The organism is Nocardia harenae NBRC 108248, from assembly GCF_001612885.1.
Taxonomy (GTDB): Bacteria; Actinomycetota; Actinomycetes; order Mycobacteriales; family Mycobacteriaceae; genus Nocardia; species Nocardia harenae.
This window is the reverse complement of the sequence record NZ_BDBH01000004.1, coordinates 787,666-800,057: the sequence shown is the minus strand read 5'-3', so window position 1 is coordinate 800,057 and position 12,392 is coordinate 787,666. Positions and strand designations below refer to the sequence as shown.

General features: G+C 72.9%; 12 protein-coding genes and 1 pseudogene. 6 read left to right on the top strand and 7 right to left on the bottom strand.

Going from position 1 to position 12,392, the window contains the following annotated elements:
* Positions 1 to 64 precede the first annotated feature (64 nt).
* The 3 genes from NH2_RS09795 to NH2_RS09785 all read left to right on the top strand — a co-directional run bounded on the left by NH2_RS09795 (position 65) and on the right by NH2_RS09785 (position 1,872).
* The gene (locus tag NH2_RS09795; RefSeq protein WP_067651506.1) at positions 65 to 721 is read left to right on the top strand and encodes an HAD family hydrolase; all 657 of its coding nucleotides are present in this window, start codon (positions 65 to 67) and stop codon (positions 719 to 721) included.
* Between the two features lie 167 nt (positions 722 to 888).
* Positions 889 to 1,092, top strand: a complete 204-nt coding sequence (locus tag NH2_RS09790; protein ID WP_067651503.1) for a zinc-ribbon domain-containing protein — start codon at positions 889 to 891, stop codon at positions 1,090 to 1,092.
* A gap of 192 nt (positions 1,093 to 1,284) precedes the next feature.
* Entirely contained in the window at positions 1,285 to 1,872 is a 588-nt protein-coding gene (locus NH2_RS09785) for a DUF8020 domain-containing protein (RefSeq protein ID WP_501193505.1), read from the top strand.
* Here NH2_RS09785 and NH2_RS29710 read toward each other — a convergent pair whose 3' ends face one another.
* From NH2_RS29710 to NH2_RS29705, 3 genes and pseudogenes are all read right to left on the bottom strand, one after another.
* Complete coding sequence (locus NH2_RS29710; RefSeq protein ID WP_067651492.1) at positions 1,873 to 2,109, bottom strand: helix-turn-helix domain-containing protein; 237 nt, start codon at positions 2,107 to 2,109, stop codon at positions 1,873 to 1,875.
* 167 nt (positions 2,110 to 2,276) lie between these two features.
* Complete coding sequence (locus tag NH2_RS09775) at positions 2,277 to 3,104, bottom strand: alpha/beta hydrolase (protein ID WP_067651487.1); 828 nt, start codon at positions 3,102 to 3,104, stop codon at positions 2,277 to 2,279.
* Positions 3,105 to 3,234: 130 nt separating this feature from the next.
* Positions 3,235 to 3,516 (bottom strand): annotated as a pseudogene (locus NH2_RS29705) (helix-turn-helix domain-containing protein); the annotation flags it as partial.
* A gap of 52 nt (positions 3,517 to 3,568) precedes the next feature.
* On the opposite strand from NH2_RS29705, the gene NH2_RS29700 reads away from it, so the two are divergent.
* Entirely contained in the window at positions 3,569 to 3,778 is a 210-nt protein-coding gene (locus tag NH2_RS29700) for a hypothetical protein (RefSeq protein WP_067651484.1), read from the top strand.
* A gap of 636 nt (positions 3,779 to 4,414) precedes the next feature.
* Positions 4,415 to 6,127, top strand: a complete 1,713-nt coding sequence (locus NH2_RS09765; protein WP_067651481.1) for a DUF3556 domain-containing protein — start codon at positions 4,415 to 4,417, stop codon at positions 6,125 to 6,127.
* Here the strand turns inward: NH2_RS09765 and NH2_RS09760 are convergent.
* Positions 6,111 to 7,010, bottom strand: a complete 900-nt coding sequence (locus NH2_RS09760) for a Gfo/Idh/MocA family oxidoreductase (protein WP_067651478.1) — start codon at positions 7,008 to 7,010, stop codon at positions 6,111 to 6,113. The genes NH2_RS09765 and NH2_RS09760 overlap by 17 nt on opposite strands.
* A gap of 134 nt (positions 7,011 to 7,144) precedes the next feature.
* Between NH2_RS09760 and NH2_RS09755 the strand changes: the two genes are divergently transcribed.
* Positions 7,145 to 8,224, top strand: coding sequence for an AraC family transcriptional regulator (locus tag NH2_RS09755; RefSeq protein WP_067651473.1), 1,080 nt, complete (start codon positions 7,145 to 7,147; stop codon positions 8,222 to 8,224).
* 4 nt (positions 8,225 to 8,228) lie between these two features.
* Here NH2_RS09755 and NH2_RS09750 read toward each other — a convergent pair whose 3' ends face one another.
* The 3 genes from NH2_RS09750 to NH2_RS09740 form a co-directional block, all read right to left on the bottom strand.
* Entirely contained in the window at positions 8,229 to 9,551 is a 1,323-nt protein-coding gene (locus tag NH2_RS09750; RefSeq protein ID WP_067651469.1) for a hypothetical protein, read from the bottom strand.
* A 65-nt stretch (positions 9,552 to 9,616) separates the two neighbouring features.
* Positions 9,617 to 10,933, bottom strand: coding sequence for a hypothetical protein (locus NH2_RS09745; protein ID WP_067651462.1), 1,317 nt, complete (start codon positions 10,931 to 10,933; stop codon positions 9,617 to 9,619).
* Positions 10,927 to 12,201 (bottom strand): glycosyltransferase, encoded by a 1,275-nt coding sequence (locus NH2_RS09740; protein WP_067651455.1) that lies wholly within the window; start codon positions 12,199 to 12,201, stop codon positions 10,927 to 10,929. The genes NH2_RS09745 and NH2_RS09740 overlap by 7 nt, the downstream gene beginning before the upstream one ends.
* Positions 12,202 to 12,392 lie beyond the last annotated feature (191 nt).

Sequence of the window (12,392 nt, the reverse complement as noted above, 5' to 3'; positions counted from 1 at the left end):
TCGGGCAGCCTGCGTCGGCACGCGATGCGCGCGGAAGACCGGGTCGCCCGCGTACGGTGAAGCGGTGGCACTCCGTGCGGTGATCTTCGACTTCGACGGCCTGATCCTGGATACCGAGACCCCCGCCTACACCTCCTGGCAGGAGACCTACACCGGCCTCGGCGCCGAGCTCGACCGGACGCTCTGGACCGCGAATATCGGCACCCACGGCTGGGACGCCGCCCGGCACCTGGAGGAGCTCGTCGGCCACCCCGTCGACCACGAGGAACTGCGCGCCGCGCGGCTGGCCAGGCACCTCGCGCTCGTCGCGGACGAGGTGGTGCGTCCGGGCGTGGTCGGGTGGCTGGACGAGGCCGAGGCGCTCGGGCTCGCCGTCGGGCTGGCCTCCAGCTCGGGCCGGAAGTGGGTCGGCGAGCACCTGGAGCGGCTCGGGCTGCTCGAGCGCTTCGCCGTGCTCGCCACCGGGGACCGGGTCACGCGACCGAAGCCGGACCCAGCCGTGTACCGGCTCGCCCTGGACAGCCTCGACATCGACCCGGCCGATGCCATCGCCGTCGAGGATTCGGCCAACGGCATCGCCGCCGCCGGGGCGGCCGGGCTGCGTGTCGTCGCTGTGCCCAATGCCATGACCGCGGAACTCGACTTCTCCGGCGCCGACCTCCTGCTCCGCTCGCTCACCGACGCCGGCGTCGCCGAGGTCGCCGAGCGGCTCGGCTTCTAGCGGGCAGATCTCCCGCAGCGGCCGCGGGCAGCTGTCCGGTGAGGCGCAGTGCCGACCCCGGTCGACGATGTCGCGACCGCGCACGCCCGCCGCTTCCGCACCGGCCCGCGCCGCATCCTCGTCGCCGTGCCCGTGGCCGCCTGCCACGCCCGGCTACGCTGAGAGGGGTGTTCCTCCTCTTCGGATACGGCCGCAAACAGAAGCCCATCGGCCCGGGCGCCACCCGGACCTGCCCGCGCTGCCACAACACCACCCAGTGGACCCGGCTGCGTGAGTACACCCAGCTCACCATCTTCTTCATCCCGGTGCTGCGCTGGGGTAGCAAGCAGTTCGAGTCCTGCGGGATCTGCGGCGCCGCCATCGCCGCCTGATCCGCTGCGGGTGCACGCCGCTTCCTGGACGGCGCCCCGGAGAGCCACGACCACCCCGGATACCGCCGGGAGCGGTACGACCCTGCACGCCGGGGAACAGCGACCCCCTGGGTACACTCCTGCACGCCGACGACCGCTCACGGTCCGACTCGATCCACCTATCAGGGCACACCGCGTAGAGGGGTTCGAAGCATGACGTTCGGGAAGACGACCGCCGCTGTTCTCATGACAGCCTCGGCCTTGGCCATTACCTCGGCGACCGCCCACGCGGACATTCCGAGTGGAACAGCAAGCAGCACAACGGGAATCGACCACGGGATCGGCTACCGGATCGCCGTGTCACCGATCGGCGATGCCGTCACCGCGACCGTCGAGAACGGCCGGTTCCAGCTCGCCGACACCGGCGCGGTACTCCTGGCGACGAGCGACGGCGCGCCGGTGCTCGAGGTGCCACGCCGGTACGCCGCCGACGGCCGCGAGATCACCCTGGCCCACCACATCGGCGCCGACGGCCGCACCCTGACGCTGACACCACCGGCGGACGTCGCGCGGGCGCAGGACATCAGCTCCTACGACCGGCTCGTGGAACAGATCAACAGGAATCTGCCCGGCGTGGTCGGCGGCGCCATACTCGGCGGCCTGCTCGGCGCCTGCCTGTTCCTGATCTGGGGCGTCAGCATTCCGCTCGGCGTGCTGATCGGCGGCGCCGTGGGCGGCTCGATCATGGGCGGGCCGGAGTTCGTCGCCGCGCTCCACGCCTTCGTCACCGGCCTGCCCTGATCACCCGCCCGCCGAGGCGGGAGCCCTGCGCCACTCCGTCGGGCTCATGGCGTAGGCGGCGCGGAAGCAGCGGGCGAAGTGCGTGGCGTCGGTGAAGCCGTGGCGGTGCGCGACGGCGGTGATGGTGAGGTGGCGGTGGGTGCGCAGGGTCTCCCTGGCCCGGGCGAGGCGGAGCGCGATGATGTGATCCGCCAGCCCGGTCCCGGTGCCCGCCCACACCTTGTACAGCTGGCGCACCGCGATAGTTCGGGGGCGGTGCCTGCGACGGCGGCAAGCTGCAGCAGGTACATACGCACCACGTCGGTGAGCGCGTGGCCGGGCCGCAGCCGCCGCACCGCCCGGTGCGGGACGTCCCGGGGCAGACCATGATCGCGGAGTAGGAATTCTACCCCCGGTGCCGCGGGTCAGTCGGCGGCGGGAGCGGGCCGGGCCGCCTGCGCGAGCGCCCACTCCAGCGCGTGGTCGGCGACCTCCTGCCAGCCGGGCTCCGCGCAGATCCAGTGCGAGCGGCCGGGGAACTCGTGGAAGTCGGTCACCGCCTTCGACTTGTGGTAGAGCTTGGCGTTCGACCGGTTCACCGAGGGCGGCATGATGTGGTCCTCGGAGCCGGCGATGAAGAGCAGCGGCGCCCGGTCTTCGCGCGCGTAGTCGACCCAGGTCTCGTGATGACCTGGCCGGAAGTTCTCGAAGACGCCGTAGGTCCACACCCAGTTGCCCGGCGCGGGGATGTGGTAGCGCTCCCAGGCCGCGCGCGAGGCCGCCTCGTCGATGGTGTTGGTGAAGGCGTAGTGGAACTCCTCCGCGGTGAACCCCACCGCCCTGTGCCGGTTGGACAGGCTCTTGAGCACCGGGAACAGCGACCTGGCCTGCGAGGGCGGCGTTACCCGGACACCTTCGGTCGGCGCGGAGTCGATCGCCACCGCGGCCACGCCGAGCCCGCGGTCGACCAGCAGCTGGGTGAGCGTGCCGCCGAAGGAGTGGCCCATGATGATCGGCGCCGCGGGCAGCGCCTCGATCACCGCGGCCAGGTGGTCGACGGTGTCGCGGACGGTGAGCTCGGCGATCAGCTCCGGGTTGGCGCGCAGCGCCTCCACCTCGATCTCGAACCCAGGGTAGCCGGGGGTGAGGACGGTGAAGCCCTTGGCTCCGTAGTACTCCACCCAGTGTTCCCAGCTGCGCGGGGTCATCCACAGGCCGTGCACGAGGACGATGGTGTCGGGGCTGTTGCTCATGGCGGGTTCTCCGGTTCGAAGGGGGCGACGCGCACACGCTAAGCCGGGTGCGGCTGCCCTGGCCGACTCCCAGCGCACGGTTCTGTGCCCTCGGCGTCACGCGCGGCGCGGCGCGCCTCCCGGGGGAGAACGCGTAGGCGGCTCGGAAGCGTCGGCTGAAGTGCGCGTGGTTCACGAAGCCCCAGCGGCGGGCGACGGCGGCGACCGGCGCGTTCGGATCGCGCAGCAAGTCGTCGCGGGCGCGGGCCAGCCGCTCCTCGATGATCCACTGCTCCAGGCTGAACCCGGCCTCCGCGCAGAGCTGGAACAGCCTGCGCACCGAGATGTCGTGCGCCCGCGCGATCCGGGCCGGGGTCAGCTCCGGGTCGCCCAGGTGCCCGCGGACGTAGCCGCGGATGCGCGGCAGCAGCATCTCCGCCATCAGCCCGCGCGCGTAGGCCATGTCGTAGGCGGAGGCGAGCAGGGTGCGGACCAGGTCGGTCGCGGTGGTGCCGAGCGCGGCGGCGGCCGGCTCGGCGGAGAGCTCCTCCGCGCGCCGGGTCAGCTCGCCGATATGGGTCGTGACCAGCGTGTACAGCGGGCTGGCGGTCAGCCGGGTCGCGGCGTCGCGCACCACCTCGTGCGGCAGCCCGAGCGATTCGATCGGCACCTGCAGGCAGGAGGAGCTGCCGTAGGTGGGCTGCCCGTAGTCGTAGGGCGCGTTCAGGTCGGTGAGGAACAGCTCGCCGGGGCGCAGCACCTGCTGGTTTCCGTACTGCCCGAGCAGGCCGGTGCTGGCATCCTGCACGGTCATCGACAGCATCTCGGCGGGCCCGGTCCGCACCTGCCGTGGCGAGCGCAGCAGCCGGAACCCGGTCACCTCGGCCCGGAAGATGCAGGCCTGACCGTACATCCAGACCTGCATGAGCGAGTCGACGGCGTCCGGGTCGGGCAGTATCACCCAGGACGGCACCGACTGCTCCTGCATCGCGACGCGCGTGGCGTCCGCTCGATCCTCCGGCGCGTAGTCGCTCGATCGGAACACGACGGCCATCGCTGCCTCCTCACCTGTTTCCAACCGTTCGGTTCCCGAATGTAGATCGTGCCGGAGCCCTCGGCGGCCCGCGTGCACTCTGAGCACAGAGCGTGCGCCCACGTCCGCGCGCGGAGGTCTTCGCCGATGCCGCCCTGTACCCGCTGAACACGCTCCCGGGTCTGGCGCATCTCGGTCACGGCCGACCGGAATCCAATCAAACGATTGACAGCAAACTGCAACACGTGTCACCGTGACCGGGGCCACCCGGCCCGGATGCGCGACGCGGAGGTTCCCGATGGGTTTTCGCACCCCAGACCTGCCGGTCGTCGACCTGGAGAGCTGGCGCGCGGGCACCAGGGCCGAGCGCATCCGCCCCATGGCCAGGCACTGGGCCGAGGTCGGATTCGGCACGCCGGTGGTGCTGCACCTGTTCTACGTCGGCAAGATCCTGGCCTACCTGCTGGCCCTGTACCTGATCGCGCTGTCCACGGAGGGCATCGACGGCCCGATCTCGCAGTGGTGGACCGAGCCGATCGTCTTCCAGAAGGTCGTCCTGTTCACCCTGCTGTTCGAGGTGGTCGGGCTGGGCTGCGGGTTCGGACCGCTGAACAATCGGTACAACCCGCCCATGGGGTCGATCCTGTACTGGCTGCGGCCGCGCACGATCCGGCTGCCGCCGTGGCCGCGGATCCCGTTGACCGAGGGCACCGCGCGGACGCCGGTGGATGTGGCGCTGTACGCGGCGCTGCTGATCGCGGTGGTGATCGCGCTGTGCAGCGATGGCACGCGCCCGAATCCGGGGTACGGCGTCGGCCTGCTGCCGGTCTGGCAGATCGCGCTTGTCCTCGCCCTGCTCGCGGTGCTCGCGCTGCGCGACAAGGTGATCTTCCTCGCCGCCCGCGGCGAGGTGTACGGAACCCTCACCGTCACATTCCTTTTCACCGGCGCCGACCTGATCGTGGCGGCCAAGCTGATCTTCGTGGTGATCTGGATGGGCGCCGCCACCTCGAAGCTGAACAAGCACTTCCCGTTCGTGGTGGCGACCATGATGTCGAACAGCCCGATGGTCCGCTCCAAGCGGCTCAAGCGCTCGTTCTTCGAGGACTTCCCGGACGATCTGCGGCCGGGGCGCCGGGCGCGGTTCTTCGCGCACGGCGGGACGGCGGTGGAGCTGCTGGTGCCGGTGGTGCTCTTCTTCGCGACGGGCAGCTGGGTCACCGCGGTCGCGGCGGCCATCATGGTGAGCTTCCACCTGGTGATCCTGACGGCTATCCCGATGGGGGTGCCGCTGGAGTGGAACGTGTTCATGATCATCGGGATCGTGACGCTGTTCGTGGGGAACGCCGAGGTCGGGCTCGGTGATCTGGAGCATCCGGCGGTGCTGCTGCTCCCCGCGGTGAGCGCGGCGGTGGTGATCACCGGGAATCTGTTCCCGCGGCGGGTCTCGTTCCTGCCGGGGATGCGGTACTACGCCGGGAACTGGGACACCACGGTGTGGTGCGTGAAGCCGTCGGGGGCGGCGAAGATCGGGAAGCACGTGGTCGCCATCGCGGCCATGCCGCAGGCGCAGCTGGAGAAGTTCTACGGCGAGGGAAGGGCGGAGATCCTGCAATATCTCGGCTACGCCTTCCGTGCCATGAACACGCACGGCCGCGCGCTCTTCACGCTGGTGCACCGGGCCATGCCGGAGGGGCGGCAGGGCGAGTACGTGATCACCGACGGCGAGCGCATCTGCAGCACCGCGCTCGGCTGGAACTTCGGCGACGGGCACATGCACAGTGAACAGCTCATCGCGGCGCTGCAGGAGCGCTGCGGGTTCGAGCCGGGCGAGGTGCGGGTGGTGCTGCTGGACGCGCAGCCGATTCAGCGGCAGACCCAGAGCTACCGGCTGGTCGACGCCGCCACCGGCGAGTTCGAGCGCGGCGAGGTGAACGTGGCCGACATGGTGACGCGCCAGCCCTGGCAGGACGACGTTCCCGTCACCGTGACGTTCAGCGCGCCGCGCTGACCGCGACCCGCTCCGCGATCCGGACGGCCGCCGCGGTCATGAGGTCGAGGTTGCCCGCGTGCACGGGCAGGTGCGCGCCTGCGCCGGTGAGCTCCAGCCCCACGGTCACCTCGTCGGTGCGCGCCCGGACCTGCTCGATCGCGACCTCCCCGGTGAGACGGAAGCCGGGAGAGTAGCAGGCGACCCGGCTCGCGGCCTCCCGGACGGCGGCGGTGACCGCGGCCCGGCCGCGCCGGTCGAGCTCGCCGACGGCGGCGCGCAACGTGGTCACGGGGGCGCGCGGCGGGTCGCTGCGGTCCGGGCTGACCGAGGCGCGGCCGCTCCGCGCGCCGCCGACGGCAGTGAGCGCGTGCGCGGTGGTATCGGTGACCGCGGCGATCCGGTCCCTGGTAATGGACCGGGCGCCTGCCCCGGCGACCACGGCGTCGACCACCGCCTCCAGCACCGGAGTCACCGTGACGATGGCGGCGACCAGGGGAACGGTGGCCTGGGCACTGCCGGTCAGCACGTTGATATTGCCCGCGCCGACATGCGCGTCCAGATTGACCCCCGGCACCACCCGGACACCGAGCGCGGACTGGGTCAGGTGCACGATCCGCTTGCCGCGCTCGGCCAGCGCGATGACATTGGCGCGGTGCGCCCCCGTGGTGGTGGCGTCGAAGACCAGCTCGATCTCGGCGAAGTGCGGCATGGCGAGCAGCCCGGCCAGCCCGCGCGACGAGGTGGGGATGCCGAGCTCGGCGGCCTGCGCGAGTCCGGGGGAGTCGGGGTCGATGCCGATCAGGGCCGCCATCTCCAGGCCGGGGGCGCCGTGCAGCACCTTCATCAGCAGATCGGTGCCGACGGCACCGGAGCCGATGACGGCGACCTTGGTGGGCTGCATACGATTGCTCCTCGGGGACACCACGAACCTCAGGTGAACCTAAGCCGGTCCGGAGCCGGGCAGAAGGATAGTGCCGGACAACGAATTGATTAAACCGGCCATTCGGTTGCGGAAGAGTCGCTAGGGTGCGATTCATGCCCACCGGAAGACCGCGGCCGTACCGGGCGACCGGCGAGATCGCCGCCGAGACCCCGCGCGCCGGGCTCGGTATCGCCATTATCGTCGAGTTCGCGCTGGAGCGCGGGCTTTCGCCGGCCGTGGTGCTGGCGGGCACCGGGGTGCGCACCCCGGAGCTGCTCGGGCCGGATTCGGTGGTCTCGGCCAGGCAGGAGCTGACGGCGCTGCGCAACCTGGCGACCGGGTTGGGCAACCCGCCCGCGCTCGGCCTCGCGCTCGGCCGCTACCACGGGGTGAGCACGCTCGGGGTGTACGGCTACGCCTGCTTGACCAGCGCGACGGTGGGGGCGGCGCTGCGCGTCGCGGTGGAGTACTGGGAGCTCAGCTACGCCTTCGGCGGTGCGCGGATCGAGGTGAACGAGGAGCTGCTCCGGGTGCACTACCTGGACCACGGGCTGCCCGAGGAGCTGCGCCCGCTGATCATCGAGCGCGACCTGCTCGCCGGGTTCTCGGTGATCGCCGAGCTGACGGGTGCTGCGGAGTTGCCGAGCGCGGTGCGGCTCTCCTACCCCGAGCCCGCGCACGCCGCGGCGCTGGAGCGGCTCATGGGCCGCCCGCTGCGCTACGGCCAGCCGGGCAGCTCGGTGGATTTCCCGGTCGAGGTGCTCGACCGGCCGCTGCCGCACGCCGACGCCGAGACGCACGCCCGCTGTATCGAGCAGTGCCGGGCGCTGCTGGCCCGCCGCCGCGACCCCCACGCGGCGGCGCTGGCGCGCGAGCTCCGGTCCCGGTTGGCAGCACCGGGCGGCGGCGCGCCCTCGTTCGAGGACCTGGCGGCGCGGGCCAGCGTCAGCCCGCGCACGCTGCGCCGCAGGCTGGCCGCGGCGGGGACCAGCTTCCGGGTGCTGCTGGACCAGGCCAGGCACGCCACCGCCGACCGGCTGCTCGCCGAGACCAGCGACTCGGTGGAGGAGATCGCGGTGCGGCTCGGCTACGCGGAGGCGGCCAGCTTCATCCACGCGTACAAGCGGTGGACCGGCACCACCCCGGCCCGGCGGCGGGCGGAGTTCGCGGCCAGGCGGCAGCGGCTGCGCTGAACCCTCACCAGTGCGTGCCCGCCAACCCCCAGGAATCGAGCTCGGCGGCGATCGCCTTGCGCAGCTGCTCGGCGTCGCCGAAGTGGTCCGGGTCGATGCCGAAGAAGGTGAGCGTGAGCTTGTCGTCGTACTCCACCGCCCAGGCGGCGATGGCCGGGCCCTGCCTGCGCCGCTCGGCGGGGGATTGCCCCTGCATGATGGCGCGGATGGCGAAGGACTCGGCGCGCTGCCCGCCGATCTCCAGCGCGCTGTCCGGGGCGGCGCCGAGGTTCGAGACGGTGGTGTCGGGGCCGGGCACGGAACGCATGAGCCTGCGGATGACCGCCTTGGGCAGCAGCCGGACCACCGGCTGCAGGTTCTCGGTGAGCTTGTCGTCGCGCGAGCGATACTCGATGAAGGCCTGCTTGCTGAGCGCGCGGATCTCGGCGAGCCCGCTGTCGGGGCCGATCTCGCCCGGCACCCGGATCCAGACGCCGCCGGAGGCATTGGCGCGGTCGTCGCCGTCCTCCCGATTGCTCACCGCGATGCAGACCTTGAGCAGCCCGTCGGGGGCGAGCGGGTAGCCGGAGCGGCGCACCAGGCCGCCGAGCAGCGCGGTGAAGAGGCTGGCGCCGGTGCCGCCCGCGGCCGTCGCGGCGGCGGTCCAGGCGTGCCGGTCGACGTCGACGATGGCCAGGGTGGAGCCGGACTGCGCGGTTCCCGAGCGCGGCGCGGCCTTCGGCGCGGCGGCGGGCCTGGCGGCCTTGCGTTGCCGCCACAGCTCGGTGCCGATCACCCTGGCCGACGACGCCGCCTCGGCGAGCGCGGTGCGCGAATCCTTCAGGTCGGCGCGGACTCTGGGCCAGCCGCGCACCTGGTCCTCGGTGGGCAGCCCGCTCACGGAGGTGCCCGCGTGCGCGGCGGCGAGGGCGTTGTAGAGCCCTTGGCCGTCGGCCACCATATGCGAGATCAGCAGGGAGAGCACGAATTTCCCGGACACCGTGTCGGCGCCGACGAGCTGCCAGCCGCGCCCGGCGGCCGGGTCGAGGTCGGCGGTGCGCAGGGTGCGGTCGGCCCAGGCGCCGATCTCGGCATCCGGCACCGGCTCCGGTTCGATGCGCAGCACCGGCGGGTGCGGCGAGCGGACCCAGCGGTGCCTGGCGAACGGCACCACCGCGGGAACCACCTTGCGGCTCAGTAGCCCGGCGGCCAGCTGATCCCCGAATCGGGCCAGCGCGGCGGGATCGGGCGCGGCGGGGAAGATCCAGGCGTACTGGATCGGCGCCGACATCCCGAAAAGCCGTTCGGCGAGGAGGTATGACTCGTCTGCTCCGGCAACACGGTCCATTCCCGCAGGGTAGTGGCTCCGCGGCGGGATCGCATCTCCGCCGGTCGGGCGGTGATCGCTGGGATTCACCACAGCACCCGGGGCACGCCCCAGCGGTCGAGTTCGGCCCCGAGCAGGGTGCGCAGGGTGTCGCCGGGGAAGTGTTGCTCGTCGAATGCCGCGACCGAGAAGGTGATCGAGCCGCCGATGCGGAGCAGCCAGGACTGCACCCCGTCACCGAAGCGGTAGGGGAGTGCCGGGTCGACGCCCTGGGCGGTGCCGCGGAAGGCGACGGCGCTCGCGGTGACATCGCCGACGCGGGCCAGCTCGGCCGGGAAGTCGCCGAGGTTGGAGGCGACGGCGTCCGGCATGCCGGAGCCGGAGCTCACCGCCTTCACCACGGCCTTGGTCGGCAGCAGCCCGAGCAGCGGGGTGAGATGCACCAGGGGCGTGCGGTTTCCGGCCGCGAGCCGGGTGAAGGCCGCCTTGCAGGCGCGGCGCAGCGCGGTGAGGTCGTCGCCGGGGGCTGGGTCGCCCGCGAGCGGCACCGAGACGCCCGCGGTGGCATTGCCGCGCTCGTCGTCGCCGTCGGCGCGGGTGCTCACCGGGATGCCGAGTTTCAGCGTGCCGGTGTAGCCCGCGGCGCGCAGCACCCCGGCCAGCACCGCGACGAAGAGCGTGTTCGGGGTGCCGCCGTGCGCGCGGGCTGCCTTCTCCCATGCCTCGGCGGCGACGGTGACGGTGGTCCAGGCCGGGCGGGCCAGCGGGGCGCGCTCGTGCGCGGGACCCCGGTCGCGGGTGATCTCCGGTGCGGTGGAACGGGTTCGGGTGGCTGCCGCGGCCGCGCGGGCGATGCCGCGACCCGCGGCGCCGAGCACGCCGATGCCGTCGACGGTGTCGGCGAGCGCGCGCGGTTCGGGGCGGCGGTGGAGCGGGTCGGCGGCGGTTCCGGCCAGCGCGTCCAGCGCGGCGGTGACCATGGTGCGGCCGTCGGCGACCAGGTGCAGGGTGGTGAGCGAGAGGGCGTAGCCGCCGTCGTCGAGCGCGGTGCCGCGCAGCCGCCAGCTCGGGCGGCGCTCCGGATCGAGCGGGGCGCCGTCGAGTTCGGCGCCGGCCCAGGCCTCGACGCTGCCCGCGGGGATGGCGCCGGGGTCGGTGAGCAGCACGGCGGGGTGCGGCTCGTGCTGCCAGCGCGGCCGCGCCAGCGGGGTGCGCGGGACGACGATGCGCCGCGAGAGCACGCCGTCGGCGAGCCCGGCGGCGAAGGCGCGCAGCGCCGCGGGTTCCGGCGGGCGCGGAAAGCGCCAGACCAGCTGCAGCACCACCGACCAGCCGAATGCCTCGCGAACGAACCAGTAGGTGCTGTCCTCCGGCTGCATCCGGGCCGCGCGCAGCGTCACCACCCGCCCGCTCCCGCCGCCGTGCGGTCCAGGCTCGCCTCCAGCGCGTCGGCGCAGCGGGTGCGGGCCTCGTCGGGGCCGAGCAGCCGGGCGCCGAGTGCCCTCGCTCCCGCCGCGGTCTCCGGGGCTAGCACGGTGCGCAGCTTGTCGATGAGGAGCTCGGTGGTGAGGCCACGCGCCCTGGTGCAGGCACCCGCGCCGAAACGCTCGAGGACCGACCCCCAGAACGGCTGGTCCGAGCCGATCCAGGCGATGAGGCTCGGCACCCCGGCGCGCAGCGCGGCCGCGGTGGTGCCCGCGCCGCCGTGGTGCAGCACGGCGCGGCAGCGCGGGAAGATCAGCCCGTGGTCGATGGCGCCGACCGGGCGGATGGTCTCGGTCTCGGGCACCGGCAGGTCGTGCCAGCCGCCGCTGACCAGCGCCCTCACCCCGTAGTGCGCGCAGGCCGCGGTCACCGCGGCGACGGTGGCGGCCGGGTCGGCGATCGGCATGCTGCCGAAGCCGACGTAGAGCGGCGGCTCCCCGCGCTCGATCCACTCCAGCAGGTCGGCGCCGGAGTCGGTGCCGATGCGGGCGCGCTGGTCCGCGGTGAGGTCGAGGAAGCCGGTGAACGGGCGGTTCGTGCCCGCCCACTCGCGGGCCAGCTCAGGGCAGAGCACGGGGTCGTAGACCTGGATCTCCGCGGTGGCGCGCGGAGAGCGCGGGGCGCGGGCGGGGGCGCCGAGCGCGCGGCGCAGCGCGTTCTGCCGGTTGCGGGTCAGCGCCCACATGGCGGTCTCGGCGGCCCACCACCCCGCGGCCTTCACCGGGCCGGGCAGGGTCGGCGAGACCCCGGGGACGGGGAACGTGCTGCGGTTGGGCCGGATGGGGGCGTGCTGGATGAGCACGCCGGGGATGCCGCGGGCGTCGGCGTAGGCGAGCCCGATCTGCTCGGTGACGAAGCCGGTGACGATGGCGTCCGCGCCGTCGGCGAGCGTGCCCATGTCGCGCACGCCCTGCGCCCAACCCAGATCGCGCACCTCGGCGAGGGCGCGTAGCCGCTGCCGGGGCCCGCCGCCGCGCAGCACCGCCTGTACCGGCTCGGAGTTCATGTGCGCCCTGGTGTCGTAGCCGAAGGGGTGCGCGTCCAGCCCGGCGGCGGCGGCGAACTCCACCAGGTTGGGCGGGACGCCGAGTACCACGTCGTGCCCGCGCCGCTGCAGTTCCGCACCGGCGACCACGGCGGGCTGGACGTCGCCGCGGGTCCCGTTGAACGCGAGCAGAAACTTCACCGGATCTCCCTGCTGTCGGCTCGACCGCACTGTAGGTGGTATTCGTCGCGGATGCCCGACATGGTTGGCCGGATGTGACCGGCGCCATGCGCGGCGGCGGTCACCTGGGCAGACGGTGGGCGAAGGAGTGGATTCGCGGCGCCGCGCCGCCCGTATGGGTGGCTGTGAGAAGGAGCACCGGGACCCGTTCC

What these genes read in the sequence shown, in the direction of transcription:
- NH2_RS09765 (WP_067651481.1), top strand. Translation starts at nt 4,415, where the DNA reads ATGGGTTTTCGCACCCCAGACCTGCCGGTCGTCGACCTGGAGAGCTGG.
- NH2_RS09750 (WP_067651469.1), bottom strand. Translation starts at nt 9,551, where the DNA reads ATGGACCGTGTTGCCGGAGCAGACGAGTCATACCTCCTCGCCGAACGG.
- NH2_RS09775 (WP_067651487.1), bottom strand. Translation starts at nt 3,104, where the DNA reads ATGAGCAACAGCCCCGACACCATCGTCCTCGTGCACGGCCTGTGGATG.
- NH2_RS09755 (WP_067651473.1), top strand. Translation starts at nt 7,145, where the DNA reads ATGCCCACCGGAAGACCGCGGCCGTACCGGGCGACCGGCGAGATCGCC.
- NH2_RS09785 (WP_501193505.1), top strand. Translation starts at nt 1,285, where the DNA reads ATGACGTTCGGGAAGACGACCGCCGCTGTTCTCATGACAGCCTCGGCC.
- NH2_RS09760 (WP_067651478.1), bottom strand. Translation starts at nt 7,010, where the DNA reads ATGCAGCCCACCAAGGTCGCCGTCATCGGCTCCGGTGCCGTCGGCACC.